Genomic DNA, 23715 nt, shown 5'->3' with positions numbered 1-23715 from the left:
ATAACAACGACAAATTATGTCTATTCTGTGACGTCTCATCATTACAAAGAAAAAACGCAAGCATTACACTTACGTTTTTTCAAAAATACTGTGAATTCCTCCTCATCAGGTGAGGTCTCTCACCAATTTAAATTTCACTTTATCCATTCACTTTTTCTGCCTGCCAAAAATATTCACCAAATGCTTTAGCAAGTGCATCAATTGATCGATTCAATTCTTCCTCTGTATTATCTACACCGCCAACTTCTATTAATATCGCTTGTCCTGATAGGTCTTGATTATAGATTCCATTTCCTGTCTGGAACCCTTTTTGAATGACCCCACGGCTCACTCCTGGATATTTCTTATTAATCGCCTCATGTAAAGCTGTCGCTAATTGTAAGTTTTTTTCATAGTTTTTATTTCCTTTCCCTACTACAAATGCAAGCTTTGCATATGATTTATCTCCAATTGTTTTTGTCGTTACATTCTTTCGGGCACTATCACGATGCAAATCAAAAAAGTATTGAAGATCTTTATTTCCAGCCATAGCTTGCTGCACAATTTCTCGTGACATTTTATACGAACTATTACTGTTTAAACCTTTACTTATTAACTTTTGACCAACATCACTCTTATCGTTAGTAGCCCCAATCCCTTCACCTTCTAGTTGTTCACGGAAACGATCTCCTAATATAGAAATATTCGACACAGAACTCGTTGCTTTATTCGGATTCGGGTCATTCGTTAAGTTAAGTAAAGGTAAATAAGATTCCCAGCTATGTGTATGATAAATAAACGCAACTTGTCTCTTCCCAGTCGTTTGGGACGGCTGTTTTTTCTCTTTATTCGTATCTTGTTTAGGTGCTTGTCCAGTTCCACTAGTCCGTTCCTTCACTACTTCTTCAAGAGGAACACTCGACTCTATCGGTAAGTTAGAATAATTTGTACCCTCACCCGCAATAACAATTTCTGTATCGTACTTACCAAATCCCGGGAGCTCTTTCCCGACAAAACTGCGTACATCATTAAAGCGAATATTTGTAGCCATAGAAAAGAGAAAAGAAGAAATTGAAAAATCTTGATTCAAATTTCGATACTCCTGTGTAAAATAATGATTCTCTTTTCCAAGTACATACATGTAACCATTCATCGATAACTCATTTAACCAATTATATAAATACGTTGACTTTGTCTCTTTCATAGAGGTTACCATCAGACTAATAAGAAAAAAAGTCGCTAGCACTGTAGTAATAACAAATAAAACTAACTTACGCATATTTGTAAACTTCATAAAAAAAAAGCCCCGATTCATACTATCACCTCTCTATTTCAAGTTATGTACAAGCCCTAGAGAATAGACCGTTAAAATTTCGGCTATATTGTTAATGAGGTGAAATGAATTGAAGCTATTAATAGGAATATTACCAATCGCTCTATCATTCATTTTTTATTTGTCCGCTAAGCAACCAAAAATCTCTATTGTGCTACATATTTCTGCGTACTTGGCACTATATGTACTTGGTACAATTATTTCCATTAATATATACGATGTTTTAATACAAGATTTAGTTTTCATGACGAGCATTCATGGAATTTTACTGAATCCATTTTTCCTTATTGCAGGAGCGTATATAGGAACATACACTTTGTACCTACTTTTGTCTCACATTATTATGAAAATAAAAAATGGAGCGTAATGAAATGCAACCACCATTTATCTGTCATACATGCAAAAAAAGAATTGTGAGAAAGAAAGACCTTATTACAGCCACATGGTACTTCCGCTTTTATTTATTCCACAGTGATTGTTTTAAACGACAGCAAGTGTTCGTCTCACGATTTCTCCCTGTGAATACACTTTTCAATTTCTTTCTTATTATATATGGACTTATTTTTGGCAGTATTCTTATGATTACAGAACCATCTATTATTTGGCTGACTTTCTTTTTTCCTATTTTTTATCGGTTTCTTTCTTATTATTATGTTGAACGTTTTTTCTCTACATAACGCGCAGACTGACCTCTCGGAATACTTAAACATTCCCACTCATTTTCTTTTAACATCTTCCCAATGTAAATAATCTGACCAATATGCAATGCATAATGAGAAATTTGCCTTTCAATTGCTTGCATGACAGTATGTGCTTCACCGCGAATGTATACCGTCTTCAATAAGTGTTCCGGCGTTAAAGTATTCATCGTATTAAAAACATATTTCCATCCTTCTTGCCAAGCTATAAGGGTTTCTTCTTTTGAATGATAGCATCCTTCAAATTCACCATCTCGATTACGATCTGTTTTTTCACCATCAGACGTTAAAAAATCCGTCCATCTAGAACGCATATTACCGTGCAGATGCTTAATAATAATCGCTATACTATTTGTTTCTTCATGAGAAGACCATTGTATTTGTTCATATGATAATTGAGAAAGTGCCCGTTCCCCTTGTTTCTTTGTTGCTTTAAAGTTCGAAATCGCACATTGCAAATATTCTCGTCCGATATCCATATTAGCCCCTACCTTCACCCTAGCTAATTTTTGTTCCATTTGGCAATTCCATATTAGGCTGAAGTAACACAACATCATCAGCTTCAGGAACACCACCAAGCACAAGCACTTCTGATTTGAATCCAGCTACACGCTTTGGTGGAAAGTTTACAACAGCAACGATTTGTTGACCGATTAAATCTTCTGGAATATACCTTTTCGTAATTTGAGCACTTGACTGCTTTATCCCGATTTCTCCAAAATCTATTGCTAGTTTAATCGCTGGTACTCTCGCTTCTTTAAATTCCTCTGCATGTATTACAGTTCCAATTCTCAAATCCAAATTTAAAAAATCTTCAAAATTAGCCATTTATCATTCCCCCCAATTATTACTTAGACAAAATACAAAAATCCCCTTCAAAAAAAGAAAGGTGCCTAAGCACCTTTCTTTTGTAATTCACTTGATTCATTTGATTTATAGAAGAAGAAACCGAGAATCCCGCCAATACATGATGGAATTAACCATCCGATTCCTTCGTTATATAACGGTAACATTTGTAGTACATTAGAAATCGCGTCAATTTTAATTTTCGCACTTTCTAAACCGTTAAAGAAACTAATTAACAATGCACCTAAAATAGCTCCAATATAAATTGTATTACGCTTCCCAATCCACTTATGGAAATACGAAAGTACGATTAATACAATTGCAACTGGATAAATGATCATTAACACAGGTAATGTTACTGCGATTAATTGTGTTAAACCTAGGTTAGATACAATTAAACTAAATACACATACCATTGTTACAATCGTTTTATGCGAAAGTTTTGGGAATAAGTTTGTAAAGAAACCTGCACACGCAGATGTTAACCCAACAGAAGTTGTTAAACAAGCGAGTATAATAACAAGCCCTAATAAAATTTTACCACTCGTCCCATATAGCTCATTTACAACATTCGTTAAAATAAGGCCACCGTTTTCTGAGATACCAAGTGATGTACTTGTTGAACCAAGATAAGCAAGTGATAAATAAATTAACGTTAAACCAAGTACAGCAATAATACCTGATACTACTGTTATTTTTGCAATTTGACTACTCTCTTTTATCCCTTTAGAGCGGATAACTTGTACAACGACAATTCCGAATACGAGCGCGCTAATTGCATCCATCGTTAAATATCCTTGAATAAATCCACCAAAGAAAGCATTTTCTTTGTAAGCAGCTAACGGCGCAGCTGGCTCTCCAATTGGATCAATAATTGCCTTTCCGACAATAACAGCGACAATTAATACTAATAATGGTGTAAGAAACTTTCCGAACCAATCCACTAATTTAGATGGATTTAATGATAAATACCACGTTATTCCGAAGAAAACTATCGTGAAAAGAAATAGCATGTACCACTCTGAAACCATTGCCTCTGATAAAAACGGCTTCATACCCATTTCAAACGAAACAGCTCCAGTACGAGGAATCGCGAAAAATGGTCCAATTGCTAAATAACTAATCAATGGGAAAATAAACGCAAATATAGGGTGGACTCTAGAAGATAGCGCTTTCAAGTCCCCCTCTACAAACGCGACAGCTGTTACAGCTAGTAGGGGTAATCCGACTCCCGTTACAAGGAATCCTATTGTAGCAATCCAAACATTCTCTCCTGCTTGTTGACCTAAAACTGGCGGAAAAATTAAATTTCCTGCTCCTAAAAATAATGCAAATAGCATTAAACCAATTGCTACCGTATCACCTGGCCTTAAACGTCCTTTCATGCTCTTCATTTGCATAGCACTTTTTCATTGTTTATCTCTATATTTTACAATATGCTATGCATCCTCCTCTCTGCTCAAGATGATAAAATATGCCCCTTACAAAGCAGTGTCTTTCTCCATAATTTCTCCATTCCCCTTATTTTTACTCTAATCATTAATACAATTATTATTTTGAATTTTGATTTTTTTGAATTTTTAAATCATTAGAGTGTTATTACGTGGAGTGTAGATGTCAGACCTCTTTGTTTTTATCACACATATAGTAACATATTTAGTTGCAAAATAAAAACATATTTTCAAATTGATTTTTTTGAAAATCGAAATTATCTACATTTTTTATTCTCTTACACAAATATTGTTACAATCTCACCTATTATTCGATTGTTATTTTCAAATAACTTTATACACGTAACATACAAAAGCCATCTAATATATAATTAGATGGCTTTTGTATGTTACTCTATCGTTTCAACTTCACGTGGATTTTTCATCTCTTCCACATACACAACTCTAAATCCGTGATCTTCTAAATCTTTCAATAATGTCTCTAATTCACCGTCGTTAAACTCTTCTCCTAATGTAAACATAATTCTACGAACTAATAAGGCATCATTATCAAAAGTCATCAAACTTTGAATACCAGTGTATTTCTTTAAAACTGTCGATAATTTTTGGATTGCTCCATTGTAGTCTTGCGTTCCAATCATGACAGAGTATTTACTAGAGTGAACGCCCCATGCATCCTCTAATAACTCAAAAACTTTTTTATGCGTTAAAATTCCAAGGAAAACCCCTTTTTCGTCAACTACTGATAAATAAGGCAATTTTTTTATTGTAAAAAATACTTTAAAGAAAGATGAATCTTCTCTCACAAATCCTTCTTTATCGTTTAATAATTGTATTACACTCTCATCAAGTGATCCTTTATATTCTAAAATATCTACTTTATATATATTCCCTAAAAATTTCTCTTTTTTTTCATCTAAAACTGGTACACAGCGATACCCCGTTTTATTTAAATGCTCTAACGCTTCCCCAATCGTAATCGAACTTGAGCACAGTAAAACTTCCCTTTTCGGCACGTAATTCCCTTTAATCCTCATAAAAAGCCTCCTTATGTTAAAATACTTTCTGTGCCATAACTATATTATATTTTCAGAAAAAAATAAATAATTTATTTTATTTTTCTGAAAATTATTCATTTTCTTGTCATAATTTATTCATGAATCCTTCACTTGTATATTTTTGCTATCAAATCTTCTCTCTGAATTACTAAATGAAAAATATATTGTAACTTCTTTCAAAAAAAGCTAAAATAAGAATAAGAATTTTCTGAATATTCTAAGAGTAGGTGGTTATATGTCCTTATTACGCTCACATATATGTAAATTTATAATTGGTGTTATTGTTATTTTTGCCATAAGTCCTATTCCAGCTCTTTTTATTACACACAATTACTCTTATCAAAATGGATTTATTAGCATTTTTCAAAACTTCGCACAGCTTTCTTCTATATCAATTCCAAAGGTTGATTGGATGCATGAATCTATCTTTTTCTCAGCAAACCAAATGATACATACTTCTAATCATTCAACACCATTATTCCCTTACATATGGGAAATATATTTTATATCGATTGTTCGTTTTACTTTTACCCTTGCGATCGGATTTTTCATAAGTTTGGGTATCGGCCATTTATTTTTCAAAGTACCTAACTCGTTTAAAAAGTTTACTATTGTATTGAAATGGATACCTTACTCTTTTTGCACTGTAGTATTACAATGTTCAGTCTTATTACCACTTCTATACATCGCACAATTTATAAACCTTCCTTACTACTCATCATTTATCATCGTATGTAGTACTTCCATGATTATCGTTATGCAAGCAGTAAAAAAATGGATTCCTTTCTTAAAAAACACAAATGAATATGAAATAAAACATGATTCTTTTCTTGTAGACACATTGTTTTTAGCGCTTACTTCAAATCATAAATCAATTTTAGGTTCCATTATTCTTTCATTCGTTTTTATGGAATGCGTTTTTCATGCAAATGGTCTGTTACAATTTATCGTTCAATTTGGCGGAAATTCACCCATAATTGTTACAATCGGCTTATTACTACTCTATATCCCATATAGCATACTTTCTTTCCTTCAAACACTATGGACCACAAACTACTCCAAGCAACAGTCATACACTTTAACGAGAAGTGTTCCAAAACCTTAATTTAAAATAACCCTCTATAATCTAAAAGTAGGGGGTTATTCCTTTTGTATAGCGGACAAAATAACAGCAAATTCAAAAACTATTACAGAAACATACCAATATTTACCCTTTTCCTTTGACTATTCTTTTCATTTGGATTTATTATAAAAGTATAACATAATTGCAGGAGGTGACATCTTTATTCCAAACCTTGGAATGGAGAACACGCTTGGACATATTAAATATTTTTCTCATCTTTGTACTTATTCTTATTTCTGGCTTTTTCGTTGCATCAGAATTCGCTGTTGTAAAAGTACGAAAAAGTCGAATTGACCAACTTGCAAATGAAGGTAATAAACAAGCTTTAGCTGCAAGAAGCGTCCTATCTAATTTAGATGTTTATTTATCAGCTTGTCAGCTCGGAATTACAATCACTTCTTTAGGGCTTGGTTGGCTTGGTGAACCGACTGTGGAACATATACTACGACCGCTCTTTGAAAAAATTAATATTACTGGAACAATGGCTAACACTTTATCTTTTGTTATTGCTTTTAGTGTTATTACATTTTTCCACGTTGTATTAGGTGAATTAGTTCCAAAGTCTTTCGCAATTCAAAAAGCAGAAGCAATCACACTCAAATTTGCAAGACCGCTTATTTTATTTGATAAAATTATGTATCCATTCATTTGGCTACTCAATAGTACAGCTATATTTTTCACAAAACTACTCGGATTAGAACCTGCGAAGGAAAGTGAACTTGCTCATTCTGAAGAGGAATTGCGACTCATTTTAGGTGAAAGTTTTAAAAGCGGTGAAATAAACCAAACCGAATATAAATATGTAAATAACATTTTTGAATTTGATGATCGAGTTGCGAAAGAAATTATGGTTCCTCGTACCGAAATGATTTGCTTGTCTACTGAAAATACGTTAGAAGAAAATATGGATATCGTCGCTACTGAAAAATATACACGCTATCCAATCATTGAAAAAGATAAAGATGATATCATTGGGATGATCAATACGAAAGAAGTATTCCATGATCAAACGAAAGGTATTTATAAACCACTTGAATCTTATATACATCCTGTTCTAACTGTATTTGAAACAGTTCCAATTCGTAAAACGTTAGTCCACCTTCAAAAAAATCGCGTTCAGATGGCAATCGTTATGGATGAATATGGTGGTACTGCCGGACTTTTAACGATGGAAGATATTCTTGAAGAAATCATTGGAGAAATTCAAGATGAATTCGATGCTGATGAATCACCTATGATTGAAAAGCGTACACCTAAGCTTACTGTTTTAGATGGAAAGGTGCTTATTTCTGAAGTAAATGATATGTTTGGCCTACATATTGATGATAGTGATTTAGATACAATCGGAGGATGGCTTCTCTCTCAAGCAGTTGACTTAAATATTGAAGCTGGCTATTCCATTGAATACGCTGGTTTTCAATTTAAAGTATTAGAACTTGATGGACATCAAGTCAAAAAAGTTGCTGTACATAAACTAGATATTAAAAAGGAGCTATAAAGTGACTGTTTTATTAACAATTTGTATCATTGCCTGTTTCGTTGTTTCATTTCTCGCCTTTATTTATCCAATTATCCCTGGCATACTAGCTGTCTGGGCTGGATATTTGATTTACCATTTCGGTATAAATGGAGGCGAATTAACAACTTCTTTTTGGATTATTCAAGTCATTTTCACTCTTTTCATTTTCGTTGCTGATTTTATTGCAAATGGATATTTCTTAAAAAAATACGGTAGTTCTAAATGGGGTGAACGTGTCGGAATGATTTCTATCATTGTCGGCTCGTTCTTCTTCCCACCATTCGGACTTATTATCATACCGTTCTTATCAGTATTTATAACAGAACTAGTACATAAAAAATCGCCAAAAGATGCTTTTCTAGTTGGAGTCGCTACTGTAGTTGGTTTTTTAAGCAGTACAGTAGCGAAAGCAATTCTCCAAATCATTATGATTATCATCTTCTTGTGTTATATCATCTTTTAACCATCCCGACTTCGGGATGGTTTTTTAATATGCAATACCTACTCGACTATTTTCATATATATTTTTCTTACATAGATCCCATGCAAAGTGTGCTGTATCACCCACTGTAATTTTTGATCCACCCTCTGGCAATATATCTTTTTCAGTTCGATATACCTCTGTCGCCTCACCATCTATTAAATGTGTCGGACAAACAACTGTCCAACATAAATTATTACTATTACTTAGTACCTTATATGCAGCCAAATGATCTTCCGCTGCCGTTGTCGTTTTCCTTTTTGATTCCGTTGATTGAAAACGATATAAATTTAGATCTGTTCTTGCTTGTAAAATACCAGCTGTTCCTATTGTTATGATCCTACGAACCCCATCTTCTTCCATTTTCTTTATAATTTGTGGCATACTCTTCGCTAATGTTCCATTTTGATCCGTTCCAAGTGCACTAATTACTATATCACTTCCTTCTATCGCTTTCTTTATATCATTTTCGTTCAATACATTCCCTTCTATCACTCTTAACCTTTCATGTTGTATTTCTATTCTATTTAAATCACGCGCTAATGCAGTCACTTCAGCTGAATCCTTTAATGCTAAATTAATTATGTTTGAACCTACTCGTCCTGTTGCTCCCAATATACATACTTTCATTTGTTTTCCCCCTCTTTCATTCTCTTTCTATTTTTCAATAATCTCAGTCAATTTACAACAAAAAAACTTCCTCATATATAAGAGGAAGCTTTATTATTACTTTATTTCTTTTCTTTAGAATCAGTAGACTTCTCGGTTCCGCTTGTTTCTTTATCCTTTTTGTCCTCTTGTTGTGTTGTTGTGTCGTCTTCTTTCTTCTTGTCCTCACCTTTACTACAACCTACCATTAATAAAGAACTTGCAAGTGCCATAGCAGTTAATGATTTAACCCATTTGTTCATTTGCGTTTCCTCCTTGTGATAGAATATGTACAACCTCATATTACTCTCTATTTTTAAAGGAGAGATTGAAAAACAGTAAATATACGGTAAATTTTTGTAAATTTTCCGATAACAAAACCTAATTTTAATTTATATATTTCATTTCCAATCGATACACAATAAAACTAGTTTTTTCTCTCAATAGACGTAAAAAAAACTAAGGCGCATACCATTTCGCCTTAGTTTCTCATGCAAACTTTTCATTTTCATATAGATGTGTAATCTTATATTCCTTCTTCATAACATATTGCCACACACTATAAGCGTAACGGTTCATTTTCAGGAAACAATTTTCCAAAAATGAGCGAAACTCTGGGTTAGCAACTTCCACTGCAACTTGAGCAAACTTTAAAGCTAATCGTTTCAAATGCGCAATATAACTGGTTGCAATATGAATATCCCCTGTATATTTACTAACTGTTTCCTTTCCCATTTCATGCAAATCAAACTCCATTGTTTCACAGGTTATATGCTGCACATTCTCTCCTTCTTGAAAATTTACTTGTTCATTATATGCTTGTAACATATATGGTAAATGGTGCTGTAATAGATTTTTTAATTCTTCGTCTCTGACCTTTCCAGCATACTCTCCAACCTTGTATATTAGCATATAACTATATTTCATTAATTCTTTCATACAGTCCATTAAAGCGCCTCCCTTCTCTTTTGTCCATATACTATAAATATGATGCTAAAACATTCGCTATTCTCGCTAAAAACCAATCCCATCTACTAATTTTCTCAAAATCTTCTTCAGAAAATCGTTTTGATTTATGAAAGTCTACCTGTAATCGACTCCATACTTCATCAACAACTGTTTTATCATATATGATACAGTTAGACTCACAATTTAAATAAAAACTTCTATTATCAAAATTCGCTGTCCCAATATCAACAATTTCTCCATCAATAATTGTTACTTTCCCATGAAAAAATCCATTTCGATATTGATAAATCTCCGCTCCAGCATGTAACATATCTTTCAAATATGGATAGGCAGCTTGTTTTAACAATATGGCATCACTTTTAAATGGCACGAGAATTTTCACATTAACACCACGATTTAATGCAGCTTTTAACTCTTGCACCATTTCTTTACTTGGTACAAAATATGGTGTAGCGATAATTAAAGACTTTTTAGCCTTTTTTAAAAGTGCCCCATACTTTTCCCATAAGCCTTTTCCATTTGAAAATAAATATTGATATTTCACATTCCCTAATGTAGGTATACTTTCATGTATAGGCATTTTTTCTCCTGTATCTTCTTTCCAATCTTCGGCGAACTTTCTTTCCATATCCGCTGCACCCTCACCATGGATGCGCACGTGATAATCACGCCATGGCCCAAACTTTGGATTTTGTCCAAGGTACTCCTTTCCGATATTAAAACCACCGACGTATGATACCTTTCCATCTATCGTAACAATACGTCTATGATTCCGTTGATGCAAAGAATAGAACACATTTTTCAGTTTCGGTTTTTTACTAAATGTAAACTTCACACCGTTTTCCTTTAATCGGCTAATTACCTTTTTCTTCAGCTTATATCCACCTATCCGATCGACTGACAATTTCACTTCTACTCCGCTAGATGCTTTTTTCTCTAATAACTGTAAAAACTCTTGGCTTATTTCATCTTTTCCTACAATATAAAAATGGATATATATATACTTTTCTGCATCGTTTATATCCTCAAATAATTTTCTATATAACTCTTCACCGTTCGTATATAATTGAAATTCACCTAATCGAACTTGTCCTAATTCATATTCACTAGCCATTTCCTTCCCCATTTCCACATCGATGTTCATCCAAATGAATACACCTATTAAACAAAGGATTATAGCGAAAAAGTGCTTCATGGATAAATTCCTTTCTCCACTTACTGTTATTTCTATATCTTCCCTTTTTTATTACATTATCATTCAAGAAAATATGTCATTGCATGATATATGTCCATATCAAACAATAGCTCATTTGCATATTGTATGTTGTATCTTAAAATAAAAGGAGGAAATAACAATGGGCTTCGCACATGGTAATGGATTTGCGCTATTAGTCGTATTATTTATCCTCTTAATCATCGTCGGTGCTGCTTGCTTCTGCTAAGTAGCTACTGTCATATGATATGTGGATGAAAAAACTATAAAAGCGGACACCTATTTTTAGGTGTCCGCTTTTCATTTTAAAACCATTTCCGACTGCTATAGTAACTTAAATGGCTAAATATTCATCTCAAAAGGTTAACAATGTGGCTACTTTCTTACTCTCTGCCTTACGTATATGACGCTGTTCTGCACGTAACACAGCAATACGATGTAATTCTTTCTCTTCTTCTGTTTCAGGGATAACACGCGGTACTGGAACTGGATTATTTTCCTTACTAAGTGCCACAAAAGTAACGAATGACGTTGCCGCTATACGCTTCTCACCTGAAATTAAATCTTCAGCTACTACCTTCACAAACACTTCCATCGAAGTTCTTCCCGTCCAAATTACGAAAGATTCATAACTAACACAATCTGAAGAACGAACAGGATGTAAGAAATCGACCCAGTCCATAGATGCTGTGACACATTCCTTTCTCGAATGTCTGGATGCTGAAATAGAAGCAACCATATCCATCTCCGCTAATATCTTCCCACCAAATAGCGTGTTATGATCATTTAAATCTGTTGGGAATACTCGGCTCGTTTTGAACACCCTTGACTCATTGGCTGTTTTCCCCTTTACTTCTGTCATTGTTATCACCCCTTTAATGATTTATCCCTAATATTTCAATAATCACTATACTAAATGAACTACACGTTTAATATTAACAACATTCAGAACTTTTAGTCCACAAAAAAGAACCGATTTTATCAATCGGCTCCTCTAAATACATATTGTTCTTTCGGCTGTTCAACTTTATTCCATTTTGTTACTTCTAATACAGGAATATTCGCATGAAACGGCTGATAAAACTCAGTAGTTATCTCTCCTTCTACTTGAATCCAGTCATCATTATTCCACTCTACGCCTTCTGGCTTTTTCACTAACATACCATACACACCAGAATCTGCTACGCAATGTATAATACCGAAACGGAATAAGAAGTATTGTTCTTTTTTAGAAGAATCATCCCTAAAAACAAACCCTTTAAAAGATAATTTTTTCCCAGTAAACTCGCCAGGATAATTATAAATTGTTTCCATACCCTTTAGGAAGTCTTCATCTTTCAAATTAATATTGTCTTTCGTAACAAACTCTTTCTTCCCTTTTTCCATTACACCACGGTATCCTTCTTTCCCGTAATAAATGCTCGTATCAGGTCTTAGAAATTGTCTTGTCATAAATGGATCCTTACTTTCTGCTTGTGCAACAGGAAAGTGAAATCCTTTCGCTTTAACAATATCCGAATCTAACGTCGCAATTGGGAAAAATAACCCTGAGATAATTGGAAAACAAAACAAGGAGTACGAAAATGCTTTTTTCCACCATGTATTCTCATCTTTTGAATGATCATGCCCGCAATGGCTATGGTCACAACTGCAATCATTTTTCTCTTTTTCCTTTTGGTGCTCTTTTTGGAAAACGACGATAATTTGTATAATCGTTAAGAAACCTAAAATAATTGCTGCTGTTGTTGATAAATAGGCATACTTCATATTGATATACTTCGTAATGTTACCGGAAATATGAAGCTGCGCAATTAATATTGTAAAACCTAATAATATATATGCTCGAAACATAACCTACCACCCCATCGCATAAATGAGTAGTGAGCTTGCATAAACAACAAGAGTAACTGTAACTATAACAACAATTACAAATTTAGTTTTAAATGTCGCAAGCATCATAAACATATTTTTAATATCCACCATCGGTCCGTAAACGAGGAACGCGACAAGTGAAGCTGTTGAAAACGTACTTTGGAACGAAGAAGCGATAAATGCATCTGCCTCTGAACAAAGTGATAATATATAAGCAAGTCCCATCATAACAGCTGATGAAGAAAACGGACCTTGTCCAATAGCAAGAAGTGTTGAAGTTTGTACAAACGTTTGTACCGCTGCTGCAATTAACGCACCTAGTACTAAATATTTTCCCATTGAGAAGAATTCCTCAACAGCGTGTGTACATACATCCCACATTTTTTTACGCAGTGGACGCTTATTATTCACTTCTGGGAAGTGATCATCTCTTAATTGATGTTCTTTAAACATAAAGGATAATATAATTCCAACGATAATGGCTACGATAATCGCTACAATAGAACGATACCATACCATGTGCATACTACTCCCAAAGGCAACATAAGTAGCAAATAATACAACTGGATTAATAATAGGTCCAGTTAACATAAATGCAATCCCTGCGTATGGTGGAACGCCTTTTCCAATTAATCGTCTTACAATCGGAACAATTCCACATTCACAACCTGGAAACAACATACCTAAAAAAGTAGCTAATAAAACAGACAGAAATCGGTTCTTCGGCATCCATTTTGCCACCATATCTTCTGTCACGAACATTTGAATGAATCCTGAAATAAATACACCAATGAGCACGAAAGGAAGTGCTTCGATCAATATGGAGATAAAAATTGTATTCATTTGCAGGAATGCTTTCGGTAATTGAAACAATTCCATGATGTATTTCCTCCAACTTTTCATTAACAATATGTAATTTTAACCCCATTTCATTAATTGAACAAGGTTTATATGGCATACATACCCTTTATATACATTACATTGTACAAGTTATATTCTATTCAAAATTTGAGATTTCATAGCAAAAAAGCTGCTCTAGCGTAGTTATATAACTATGCTAGAGCAGCTTTCTTATCGTTAAAAGTAACGTTTCTTCCAAAAAACAAAAGCTAACGTGAAAGATAGTGTTACACATATGATGAGTACAATTACAAAACCGTGGGCTTCCCCTTCAAACGGAACCTTTACGTTCATTCCAAAGAAACTAGAAACCATCGTCGGTAAAGATAAAATGATCGTAATTGACGTTAACAGTTTCATAACACTATTTAAATTATTTGATATAACGGAGCTAAAAGTATTCATCATTCCACTTAAAATGTGACTATATATTTCCGCCATTTCAATAGCCTGTTTATTTTCAATTAATACATCTTCTAATAAATCTTGATCGTCTTCATACATTTTTAAAAATGTACTATTACGCATTAACTTTTGAATTACAATTTTATTAGCCTTTAATGACGTTGTAAAGTATACTAAACTTTTCTCAAGGCCTAACAATGTGAAAATCTCTTTATTTTTCATTGACTGATTTAATTGATGCTCTAAATCAATTGTTTTTCGATTTATTTGCTTTAAGTATCTTAAATAATAAGTAGAAATCGTATATAAGAGCTGAAGTGCAAAGCGCGTCTTCTTAAACGTATAAAATTCTTTAATACGTTGATTAATAAAACGTTCAAAAATTGGATTCTCTTCTAAGCAGATTGTAACAAAACAATCCGGCATCACAATCATACCTATTGGAATCGTGTCATAAATCGAATTTCCTTCTTCATCATGTCTAACTGTCGGAATATCCACGATAATTAAAGTATTATTGTCTTCCTTTTCAATACGAGAGCGTTCTTCATCATCCAAAGGGTCTTTAATGAAATCTAAGTCTACATTTAAAGTTTGTACTAGATATTGAATTTCTTCTTCTGTTGGATGAAGTACATTAATCCAGCACCCCTTTTGCATTTCCTCAATCTCTTGTAGTTTTCCGTTTCGGTCTGTTAAATATATATTTAACATACTATCACCCCGATTCTTTTTACATGTAGGAATCTACCTCTCTTAAATCACAGTTTTTAAACCGCCATTCTCAGCATATGAAACATACGTTTAAATTTCAATAGAAAAATTATTTTGAAAACGTTTTTATAAGAAAAATATTATAAAGTGAAACTTTAATCAGTGGGGGGCTTCATCCTCACCAATTATTAGCCCTTACAAATCGGGCTTTTACGGGTTATCCGCCCCCAACCAAACTTCTTTTTTTCGCTGAATTTTGAGGTGAGGGTCTCACTGCCCGTTAAAGCGGGATAAACATAGAAAAAGACAGAGTGCTCTCTGCCTTAAAAGCTTATGTTGCCTTTATAACATATTTAGAAAGCATCCACAAGTTAAACCCGACTGAAATCGTATAGCCCGCGTATGTTGAAATGATAAAACTTACATAATCGAAATACGGAAGCAATACAATATTTAAAACTATCTTCACAATAATTCCAATCACTAGTCCTAGCACCGTCTTCTGCTGTTGATTGATTCCTTGTAGCATAGCAGCCGTTACTGTAAAAAGAGAAAATAGTATGCAAGCAGGAGCATAATACTGTAAAATGATTCTCCCCATCTCTGGATCATTTCCAGCACCGAATAAAAGAGTATATACAGGTTTGGCTAACACCATCATTCCAATTGCCGCCGGTACCGTAATTGCTACTACTAATACATTTGTTCTCGTAAAATGTTTGTACAATAGCTTCGTATTTCCTGCTGTGTAAGCTTTCGTCATCTCTGGTACGAGAGACATACTAAAAGCTGTCGCAACGGATACCGGGATAAGCACAACCATTTGAACAAGACCAATTATCGCATTAATTTTTTCCGCTTCTCCTTGCATATACCCTATTTGTATAAGTAGTTTATTAATTGTAAATGTATCAATCGTCTGATACAACGGAATTGCTAAGCCCACCACAACAAAAGGAATAGAATATGTAAAGAGCTCCTTATACAATGAGAAAAAAGATTTCGTTGTTTGTGGTATACTTTCCATCTCTTTTTTCTTTAAGTGCCTTCTCCTTCTTATATAATACGCACTTAAAACAGTTAATCCACCTACAGCTCCCATAAATGCACCGAACGTTGAAATACCAACTGCTAGCGAAACAGAAGCTTTTAAAACATATAAAACGACAAAGCTTCCTATTAAAATGGTTAAAACCCGAAAAAATTGCTCTACAACTACACTTAATGCAGAAGGCCCCATCGATTGGAATCCTTGAAAGAAGCCCCTTAATAAACTCATTACTGGCACAAGTATTAACGCAAAACTTACAATTCGAATATTAGTAGTAACCGCTCCTACACTATTCCCCGTTTGATCATTCCCATCGATGACAAGTTTAGCTAAATGCGGAGCTAGCATATATAACGTAAAACACGAAATGACTCCCATTATAAACATAAACACGATTCCACTTTTCAACACTCTCTTAACCGTATGATAATCATTCAGTTGATCATATTTTGATACCATCTTTGAAACAGCTAGCGGTAATCCCATTGTTGCTATACTGAGCATGATGGTATAAGGACGATATGCATATGTGTATAGAACGTAACCACTCGTACCGACCATCGCTGTAAATGGTATAACATATATAAACCCTAACATTTTTGATATCATCGTTGCCATCGTTAAAAATATCGTTCCACGTATAAACGGTGACCCTTTCATCACATTCCTCCGCTACGCTTTATTATTACACATTATGGACAACTCCTTTTCTTTAGAACCGAAACAAACAAAAAAAGCCAATGAAAAATCATTGACTTTAACGCGCTGCTTTTTTCTTTTTGAAATACTTTAAACCAAAGTATAGAGCAATAAAAAGAACAGCTCCTATAATTATGTAATGTGTGTAATCAGATGCATACTCTTTAATTTGTCGCCAATTCCCACCAAGTTTTTCACCTAAGTATATAAATAGAATTGACCATGGAATGATCGCTACAACCGTATAAAGTGTAAATAGTTTTAATGGCATCTTAGCTAGCCCTGCTGGAATAGAGATCGCATGACGTACTACTGGGATAAAGCGCGCAGAAAATATTACGCCTGCTCCATAACGCTTAAACCAACCTTCCGCTATGTCTAAATGATGTTTATTAATAAGTAGATATTTCCCATATTTCTCTACAACCGGACGCCCTCCGTAGTATCCAAGCCAGTATAAAAAGATTTGCGCTAAAGTACCACCAATCGTTCCGGCGATAACTGCACCCACAAAACTAATTTTACCATTCGCTACTAAAAAGCCAGCATACGAAAGTACAATTTCACTCGGGATTACTTCAATCATTAAAGCAAGAGCTACTCCAAAGTAACCTAAGCTTGCAAAAAATTGCAATAACTGATCTATTATGTTTGCTAACATGTTCTTTTTTATCTCCTTTTTTCTTCACATACCATCCCATTATTACATAAAGGCTGCAATCTGCCAATATCTTCATTTTAACAATATGTACAATTCAAGCAGGATTAATCTATTAATTTCTCTTTCTGCGGGTCCTTCATGTAGGCAAACATCTCTTTAATTTGGTCTTCTGTATTTCTAGCAATTGATAAATTAGGCAATTCATTTTCACAAAAAAACTCCACCTCTTCTGTTTCAATACTAGTTTTCTTTTCTCCACCAATAATCTCGCATCCAATGAAAATCTTATATACATGCGTCGCCGATGGAGAGGGTTGATGTTTTTCTTTATCAAATATAGCTAGTAACTTAAAATGATCTACCTCATAACCAGTCTCTTCGAAAACCTCTTTTGCTGCAACTTCGGTTGGCGTATAACCGACATCAGCCCATCCACCTGGCAATGCCCATTTCCCATCGCTTTTTTCTTTCACAAATAATAACTTTTCATTTTGAAAAACAACCGCTCTTATATCAACTTTAGGTGTTTGATAGCCTGTCTCACGTGCAAATAATTTCTCTACGACTTCCCAATCTGTTTTCGTGTAATGTGACATCATTGAAATAGAAATATCTCGTAATTGCTGGAAACGCTCAATATCATACACATCCTTAGAATACGTTAAACCCGCTTGAGCTATAGATTGTATTTGTTTTACCCAATCAATCCATTTAATCGTCATATATCCGCATCCCCATTCTCTATCAAATATATTACTTCATTTTTATTGATACATCTTTATTATACAAAAAAAAGAGATTGATAACGTTTCAATCTCTTTCAAAATTAATCTAATTCATGTAAGTGGTCTTGTATATACTTTCTTCTTTTATTTATATATTCATAAATCATATCAGCCTCTTGATCAAATGTTTCTAATTTTTCTTTCATGTATGGATCTTGTAGTAAATATGGGCGAATCAATTCACACAACCCTTCTACTTTCGGCCTCATAAACGAAACTGTGAATTGATTTTCTAATATTTCTTCCAAAATACTTCGATACTGCTTTCTAAATACAGGTATGTCTAGCAATCTTGCACTTAACGTATTATACCCTTGAATGCGAATATATTCATGATTAAGTGGTCTCCCTTGTACATCTCGCCCCCAAGTCGCATCATAATCCCACGGTATAACTTCAAATAAATTTGTTTCATCGTTATGATATAGTGCATAGTTATGAACGAAACCATCAAAGTTTTGCGTAAAAATAACTCCTGCTAACCATCGTAAATATTTATCTACATGTAGAAACTTCCCAATTTCTTTTTCATAGGCTTCCCTCGTCAAAGTATTCGCTTGAAATACAAATTCACTCAGTTGTTCTTCACTATTTTTATTCGAATATTTAAATTCATAACCCGCAAAGAGCTCTGTCTTAACATCTTTATCTCGTTCACTCATTAATGAAAAATTCGCATCATCATCTATCGCATAATAAATAGAACCACTCGGTAATCCTCTATTTTTCAAAAAATTTTCATCAACCGATTCTAACTGTAAATACACACCTTGAATTTGACCATTAATTTTTATAAATACATGTTGTGATTTTGGCGAAAGTACACCAATATCATGAAAAAAATCTAAAGATAATTTATTTCGTATGAGAGACGGATCCATAAACTCCGAATTCAAATGAAACTCTTTCGCACCTTGAAATTTTTTAGGCTTATAAAACATAACATGATAAGACTTTTTCTCAAATTCGCGAATATGAGCTCCTCGGTATACGATATCAATATCATACTTCTTTTTTCCATAAGTTAATTTTGCTGGCACTGGACTATCTGACCAAATGTCCTTTTTCAATTCCACTAAGTACATTGGATGAACAAAAAAATCATATGAAGGCAGCATGTTTTCTCATCCCTTCTCAGTTCTCTTCATTCAATGTATGCGCCTTGTCTTGTCCATACATCCGCAATCATCTATTTATATAAAATTACACTCTTGTCCTGTTCAGAAAGATGCCTACATACATATCATGTTAAGGAAAAAGAATACCTTTTCACTTTAATACATGATAAGGAGGATTTCTATGAAACGTGATATTAGAAAAGCTGTTGAAGAAATCAAAAGTGCTGGGATGGAGGATTTCTTACACCAAGATCCAAGTACTTTTGAATGCGATGATGATAAATTCACTCATCATCATTGTACAACTGGATGTAAATGTACAACTGGGGGTAAATGTCCAAGAACAAGATGTACTCGCGTGAAACATTGTACGTTCGTTACAAAATGTACGCACGTAAAAAAATGGACATTTGTTACGAAATGTACACGTGTACGTGTTCAAAAATGGACGTTCGTTACGAAAGTAACGCGTAGAAAAGAATGCGTATTAGTTACAAAACGTACTCGCAGAAAACATTGTACATTCATTACAAAATGCATACGCTTTGAAAAGAAATTTTTCTGGACAAAACGAAGTTTCTGTAAAAAATGCGAATTCTTCCCTAACAGACACGGTCACTCTTGCGATGATTCATGTGATCATGGTAAAGACTGTCACGATAGCGGACACAAATGGAATGATTGCAAAGGCGGACATAAATTCCCATCTTGCAAAAATAAGAAATTCGATCACTTCTGGTATAAAAAACGTAACTGCTAGTTTTTATACCACCCAAAAAAGGCCGTTTTGCGGCCTTTTTTACATTTATTGAAAGTGACTTATATCTGCAAATTGTTTCACTTTACCAATACCCTCTTCAAATTCTATTATGCTCAAACTGGCACTATGCATAAATGGATCATCCCACACATTTTCTATTTCAATTCCCGCGAAATGCCCTACAAGTAATTTTGCTGCTGCCGCATGAGAAACAATCAATATGTTTTGTCCTTTATGCTTCTCTAAAAGAAGCTGCATCCCTTCAATTACTCTTTCATAAACGGCCTCAAAATTTTCGCCTGATGTTGACTGAAAAAGATGTGGCTCATTCCAAAACAGATGCACTTCTTCTGGAAATTGGTTTTCTATATCCGCGATTGTTTGTCCTTCCCATATACCCATGTTGATTTCATAGAAATGCTCATCCGCTATAATGGGTATATCACGTTCCCCCTTTATTAACTCTGCCGTATGAAGTGTTCTTTCGCTCGGACTACTATAGATCGCATGGATTGGTAAATCTTTCATTCGATTCCCTAATTGTTTCGCCTGAACTATACCATTTTCAGTTAAAGCAGAATTTTTCCGTCCCTGCATTCGCTTCGCTACATTCCACTCTGTTTCACCATGCCTTGTTACATATATAGTTGTTTTCATTTCTTACTCCCCCTCACCATGTTGGTCGTAATTCCCACGGTTCAACTCTCCCTACAATCCACTCCGCTCGTTTACTTTCAAATCCCTTTTATAACTCCATCAGCTATCTCTTCATGAGTAAGCCATCTTCCATATGTATCTTCTAAAATAAAACCTAAAATAATTCTATGATAAATACATCGCGTACTCCCTATTTTTTGTGCAGGCATACGTGATGCTTTACTACCTAAAATATGAAATAAACTATATGTTTTAAACGACAAATCTAGTTCTTTACAAATATTTGATAGTACATGCTTTGCACTTGTGTGTACCCATGCAACAACTAATGTGATTGGGCCATTTTTCTCAATTGTACTTTTAATAGCTAGCTTTACATCTTCATCATTATGATAATCTAACGAAAGGCATGTAATATTTTCTGGTGCAGAACTCATTCGCTTAACATTTTCTAATTTCACTTCATCTCGCCCGATAATAGAAACATAAAATCCTTTCTCACAAAACCACATAGAAACTTTCTTTAGCATTCCTGTTCCACCAATTACAAGTGCATGCAAATGCTATCCCTCCCTAATAAAATGTCATATGAGGTTTCTCATCTCTATAATAATTTAAACGGTCTTGGAGTGTCCCTGAGTGAAACTCAAATTTATGACCGTCAGGATCAACAAAGTATATAGATTCGCAATCTCTTACATCACGTTCTCTTCCTTGTAAAATATGAACATCATTTTCTTCTAATCGCTGTATTAGACATTTAAAGTCTTCTTGTTCAACAGAAAATGCAATGTGCGTATAAGATTGATGAATCTCATTTCTCGAAATATGCGTCTCTTCATTAAGCGCTATCCATACTCCACATATGTTAAAATAAGCCAATTTTCTTCCTTTAACTAATAATTCTCCTTCTAATACTTTTTCATAAAACATAATAGAGTTTTCTAAATTAGATACCGAAAAACAAATATGATTGATTCCCCTTAACAACTATAATTCCTCCTTATACAAATAAAAGATGAGCGAAAATTCACTCACCTTTCATTATACTATTTTTTTGTAATATATGCCCATTTATAACTGAAGTCCCCGCCAAACGTATGGTTAGCAATGCCTTTTACAAACGGCTTCTCTAAATAAGCTGTACTTTGTTGGTACGTAGGAGAAATTGCTGCGTCTTGACCAATTAAGATTTTTTCAGCTTCCGCAAGTGCATTCCAGCGTGCTTTATCATCTTTTAATAGCTCTCCTTTTGATTTCGCTACTAAATCATCATACTTCGGATTAGAATAATCCATTTCATTAAATGAGCTTCCAGTAACAAACATATCAATATAAGTCATTGGATCCGGATAATCAGGGCTCCATGCAGATAATGAGAATTCGTATTGGAATTTCTTTTCTAAATCTAGCTTCTGCTTGTATGGTTGCTGTTTCAAATTTACTTTAATACCAGGCAAGTTTTTCTCTAGTTCTTCCTTAATAAAGTCGCCTACTTTTTTCCGGCTACCGTTATCATCGTTTAGTAATTCAACCGTAATTGTATCTTGACCAAGCTCTTTCTTCGCTTCTTCCCATAATTTTTTTGCTTTCTCTGCATTATCTTTACTATCACGGAAGTTTTTATTTACAGAGCGGAAATCTTTTCCATCCGGACCTGTCGTGAATTTTTCAGGTACTAAGAAATATGCTGGCAATGAACCGTCATTTAAAATGACATCAGCAATTCCTTTTTTATCGTATGCTAAATCAATCGCTTCACGTACTTTTTGGTTTTTAAATGTTGCATTTTTTTGGTTAAAACGTAAGAAATATATGCGTGGATCTAACTTCGTTTTAAATTCATCTGGCTTATTCTTTTTATATTTATCAACAAATTCAGAAGTTAAAATAACTCGATCTGCTTGATCACTATCATATAAATTTACTCCCGTGCTTGTTTCCTTCACAATACTTACATTAATTTCGTCTAATTTTACAGTATCTTTATCCCAATAATTAGGATTTTTCTTCAACTGATAATTTTGTTCATGTTTCCATTGACTCATTGTAAATGGTCCATTATATACTAATTTATCTGCTTCTAATCCGTATTTATCTCCTTGCTCTTTCACATATTTTTCATTTAATGGGAAAAATGTAGGGAACGACGTAAGCTCAAGAAAATAAGGTGCTGGTTGCTCTAATTCTACTACCAACGTTTTATCATCCTTCGCTTTAACACCCAATTGATCTGCTGGTAATTCACCTTTATTTACTTTCTGTGCATTTTTCACATCAAATAAAATGAATGCATATTCTGCCGCTAATGCTTTATCTAATGTACGTTGCCATGCATATACAAAATCTTGTGCTCGAACTGGATCACCATTTGACCATTTCGCATCACGTAATTCAAATGTATATGTCTTTTTATCTTCACTAATCTTCACATCTTTTGCCATACCTGGTGTTGGTTTATTATCTTTATCTAGACGATATAAACCTTCCATTGCATTTACAAATACACGGAAAGATACAGAATCCGTTGATTTAGATGTATCCATTGAAGGAATTTCAGCTGTTTCTAGCAAATTTAAAACTTGTTTATCGGCCATTCCCTTATTCGATTCTTTCTTCGTTGTCGAAGCCTTCTCACCATTCCCACATCCTGCAACCAATACACTTGTCGTTAACGCAAGTGCAGCAATTGTTGTTGTCTTTCTCTTCATTCTTCCTTCCCCCAATCTATATGTATAAGTTAAATCCTATATAATATATTTCATTATACAAAAG

Annotated in this window: 27 protein-coding genes and 1 pseudogene; 7 read left to right on the top strand and 21 right to left on the bottom strand. The window is 34.0% G+C overall.

Annotation, left to right across the window (positions count from 1 at the left end; translation table 11 throughout):
• Nucleotides 1–139: 139 nt before the first annotated feature.
• On the bottom strand, nt 140–1294 hold the full coding sequence (locus tag NST90_RS10020; RefSeq protein WP_001079278.1) for a stage II sporulation protein P: 1155 nt from the start codon (nt 1292–1294) through the stop codon (nt 140–142).
• Between the two features lie 88 nt (nt 1295–1382).
• Between NST90_RS10020 and NST90_RS10015 the strand changes: the two genes are divergently transcribed.
• Together NST90_RS10015 and NST90_RS10010 are read left to right on the top strand one after the other, a co-directional pair.
• The gene (locus NST90_RS10015) at nt 1383–1679 is read left to right on the top strand and encodes a hypothetical protein (protein WP_000770738.1); all 297 of its coding nucleotides are present in this window, start codon (nt 1383–1385) and stop codon (nt 1677–1679) included.
• Between the two features lie 4 nt (nt 1680–1683).
• The gene (locus tag NST90_RS10010) at nt 1684–1989 is read left to right on the top strand and encodes a hypothetical protein (protein ID WP_041183981.1); all 306 of its coding nucleotides are present in this window, start codon (nt 1684–1686) and stop codon (nt 1987–1989) included.
• Here the strand turns inward: NST90_RS10010 and NST90_RS10005 are convergent.
• From NST90_RS10005 to cbpA, 4 genes are all read right to left on the bottom strand, one after another.
• Nucleotides 1962–2528 carry a DUF1572 domain-containing protein gene (locus tag NST90_RS10005; RefSeq protein WP_000435830.1) on the bottom strand — a complete coding sequence of 189 codons (567 nt, stop codon included), beginning with the start codon at nt 2526–2528 and terminating at the stop codon, nt 1962–1964. The two genes, NST90_RS10010 and NST90_RS10005, sit on opposite strands and share 28 nt — an antisense overlap.
• On the bottom strand, nt 2509–2838 hold the full coding sequence (csaA, locus tag NST90_RS10000; protein ID WP_001263013.1) for a chaperone CsaA: 330 nt from the start codon (nt 2836–2838) through the stop codon (nt 2509–2511). Before csaA ends, NST90_RS10005 begins: the two co-directional genes overlap by 20 nt.
• A gap of 65 nt (nt 2839–2903) precedes the next feature.
• Nucleotides 2904–4256, bottom strand: coding sequence for a branched-chain amino acid transport system II carrier protein (gene brnQ / locus NST90_RS09995; RefSeq protein WP_001999653.1), 1353 nt, complete (start codon nt 4254–4256; stop codon nt 2904–2906).
• A gap of 440 nt (nt 4257–4696) precedes the next feature.
• The gene (cbpA, locus tag NST90_RS09990) at nt 4697–5344 is read right to left on the bottom strand and encodes a cyclic di-AMP binding protein CbpA (RefSeq protein WP_001220526.1); all 648 of its coding nucleotides are present in this window, start codon (nt 5342–5344) and stop codon (nt 4697–4699) included.
• A gap of 256 nt (nt 5345–5600) precedes the next feature.
• Between cbpA and NST90_RS09985 the strand changes: the two genes are divergently transcribed.
• From NST90_RS09985 to NST90_RS09975, 3 genes are all read left to right on the top strand, one after another.
• Nucleotides 5601–6470 (top strand): hypothetical protein, encoded by an 870-nt coding sequence (locus tag NST90_RS09985; RefSeq protein ID WP_283748203.1) that lies wholly within the window; start codon nt 5601–5603, stop codon nt 6468–6470.
• Nucleotides 6471–6678: 208 nt separating this feature from the next.
• A complete protein-coding gene (locus NST90_RS09980; RefSeq protein ID WP_000353738.1) occupies nt 6679–7986 on the top strand; it encodes a hemolysin family protein in 1308 nt (435 codons plus the stop codon).
• A gap of 1 nt (nt 7987) precedes the next feature.
• Nucleotides 7988–8470 carry a DUF456 family protein gene (locus tag NST90_RS09975; RefSeq protein WP_000217339.1) on the top strand — a complete coding sequence of 161 codons (483 nt, stop codon included), beginning with the start codon at nt 7988–7990 and terminating at the stop codon, nt 8468–8470.
• Between the two features lie 24 nt (nt 8471–8494).
• Here the strand turns inward: NST90_RS09975 and NST90_RS09970 are convergent, their stop codons facing one another.
• The 4 genes from NST90_RS09970 to cls all read right to left on the bottom strand — a co-directional run bounded on the left by NST90_RS09970 (nt 8495) and on the right by cls (nt 11300).
• Nucleotides 8495–9118 carry an SDR family oxidoreductase gene (locus NST90_RS09970; RefSeq protein WP_000861645.1) on the bottom strand — a complete coding sequence of 208 codons (624 nt, stop codon included), beginning with the start codon at nt 9116–9118 and terminating at the stop codon, nt 8495–8497.
• A gap of 101 nt (nt 9119–9219) precedes the next feature.
• Nucleotides 9220–9399 (bottom strand): hypothetical protein, encoded by a 180-nt coding sequence (locus tag NST90_RS09965; RefSeq protein ID WP_001045960.1) that lies wholly within the window; start codon nt 9397–9399, stop codon nt 9220–9222.
• Nucleotides 9400–9625: 226 nt separating this feature from the next.
• Nucleotides 9626–10084 carry a spore coat protein gene (locus tag NST90_RS09960; RefSeq protein WP_000340527.1) on the bottom strand — a complete coding sequence of 153 codons (459 nt, stop codon included), beginning with the start codon at nt 10082–10084 and terminating at the stop codon, nt 9626–9628.
• 31 nt (nt 10085–10115) lie between these two features.
• Nucleotides 10116–11300, bottom strand: a complete 1185-nt coding sequence (cls, locus tag NST90_RS09955) for a cardiolipin synthase (protein ID WP_025710176.1) — start codon at nt 11298–11300, stop codon at nt 10116–10118.
• 160 nt (nt 11301–11460) lie between these two features.
• Here cls and NST90_RS09950 point away from each other — a divergent pair, with 160 nt between their 5' ends.
• Nucleotides 11461–11547, top strand: a complete 87-nt coding sequence (locus NST90_RS09950) for a YjcZ family sporulation protein (RefSeq protein WP_000505094.1) — start codon at nt 11461–11463, stop codon at nt 11545–11547.
• A 126-nt stretch (nt 11548–11673) separates the two neighbouring features.
• Here the strand turns inward: NST90_RS09950 and NST90_RS09945 are convergent, their stop codons facing one another.
• From NST90_RS09945 to cotH, 8 genes are all read right to left on the bottom strand, one after another.
• Nucleotides 11674–12180: an acyl-CoA thioesterase gene (locus NST90_RS09945; protein WP_000141164.1), complete on the bottom strand. Its 507-nt coding sequence runs from the start codon at nt 12178–12180 to the stop codon at nt 11674–11676.
• A gap of 119 nt (nt 12181–12299) precedes the next feature.
• The gene (locus tag NST90_RS09940; protein ID WP_000488043.1) at nt 12300–13169 is read right to left on the bottom strand and encodes a TIGR03943 family protein; all 870 of its coding nucleotides are present in this window, start codon (nt 13167–13169) and stop codon (nt 12300–12302) included.
• 3 nt (nt 13170–13172) lie between these two features.
• Complete coding sequence (locus tag NST90_RS09935) at nt 13173–14069, bottom strand: permease (protein WP_000418716.1); 897 nt, start codon at nt 14067–14069, stop codon at nt 13173–13175.
• Between the two features lie 198 nt (nt 14070–14267).
• The gene (locus NST90_RS09930; protein WP_000932389.1) at nt 14268–15209 is read right to left on the bottom strand and encodes a magnesium transporter CorA family protein; all 942 of its coding nucleotides are present in this window, start codon (nt 15207–15209) and stop codon (nt 14268–14270) included.
• Nucleotides 15210–15540: 331 nt separating this feature from the next.
• Complete coding sequence (locus NST90_RS09925) at nt 15541–16920, bottom strand: polysaccharide biosynthesis protein (RefSeq protein WP_000678845.1); 1380 nt, start codon at nt 16918–16920, stop codon at nt 15541–15543.
• A 97-nt stretch (nt 16921–17017) separates the two neighbouring features.
• Nucleotides 17018–17620 (bottom strand): DedA family protein, encoded by a 603-nt coding sequence (locus NST90_RS09920; RefSeq protein ID WP_000880691.1) that lies wholly within the window; start codon nt 17618–17620, stop codon nt 17018–17020.
• A 104-nt stretch (nt 17621–17724) separates the two neighbouring features.
• Nucleotides 17725–18342 (bottom strand): NUDIX hydrolase, encoded by a 618-nt coding sequence (locus NST90_RS09915; protein ID WP_000153582.1) that lies wholly within the window; start codon nt 18340–18342, stop codon nt 17725–17727.
• 104 nt (nt 18343–18446) lie between these two features.
• Nucleotides 18447–19523: a spore coat protein CotH gene (gene cotH, locus NST90_RS09910; RefSeq protein ID WP_000938001.1), complete on the bottom strand. Its 1077-nt coding sequence runs from the start codon at nt 19521–19523 to the stop codon at nt 18447–18449.
• A 181-nt stretch (nt 19524–19704) separates the two neighbouring features.
• Between cotH and exsB the strand changes: the two genes are divergently transcribed.
• Nucleotides 19705–20283 carry an exosporium protein ExsB gene (exsB, locus tag NST90_RS09905; RefSeq protein WP_000817498.1) on the top strand — a complete coding sequence of 193 codons (579 nt, stop codon included), beginning with the start codon at nt 19705–19707 and terminating at the stop codon, nt 20281–20283.
• A 45-nt stretch (nt 20284–20328) separates the two neighbouring features.
• Here the strand turns inward: exsB and NST90_RS09900 are convergent, their stop codons facing one another.
• The 4 genes and pseudogenes from NST90_RS09900 to NST90_RS09885 all read right to left on the bottom strand — a co-directional run bounded on the left by NST90_RS09900 (nt 20329) and on the right by NST90_RS09885 (nt 23651).
• The gene (locus NST90_RS09900; RefSeq protein WP_000858832.1) at nt 20329–20940 is read right to left on the bottom strand and encodes a phosphoserine phosphatase 1; all 612 of its coding nucleotides are present in this window, start codon (nt 20938–20940) and stop codon (nt 20329–20331) included.
• 13 nt (nt 20941–20953) lie between these two features.
• Nucleotides 20954–21500 (bottom strand): annotated as a pseudogene (locus tag NST90_RS09895) (short-chain dehydrogenase).
• A 13-nt stretch (nt 21501–21513) separates the two neighbouring features.
• Complete coding sequence (gene fosB / locus NST90_RS09890) at nt 21514–21930, bottom strand: FosBx1 family fosfomycin resistance bacillithiol transferase (protein WP_000943774.1); 417 nt, start codon at nt 21928–21930, stop codon at nt 21514–21516.
• 59 nt (nt 21931–21989) lie between these two features.
• Nucleotides 21990–23651, bottom strand: coding sequence for a peptide ABC transporter substrate-binding protein (locus tag NST90_RS09885; protein ID WP_000824278.1), 1662 nt, complete (start codon nt 23649–23651; stop codon nt 21990–21992).
• Between the last annotated feature and the right edge of the window lie 64 nt (nt 23652–23715).

Source organism: Bacillus sp. FSL E2-8900, from assembly GCF_037966225.1.
Taxonomy (GTDB): domain Bacteria; phylum Bacillota; class Bacilli; order Bacillales; family Bacillaceae_G; genus Bacillus_A; species Bacillus_A cereus.
Note: the sequence above shows the minus strand (reverse complement) of the source record. Positions and strands in the feature narration are given on the sequence as shown.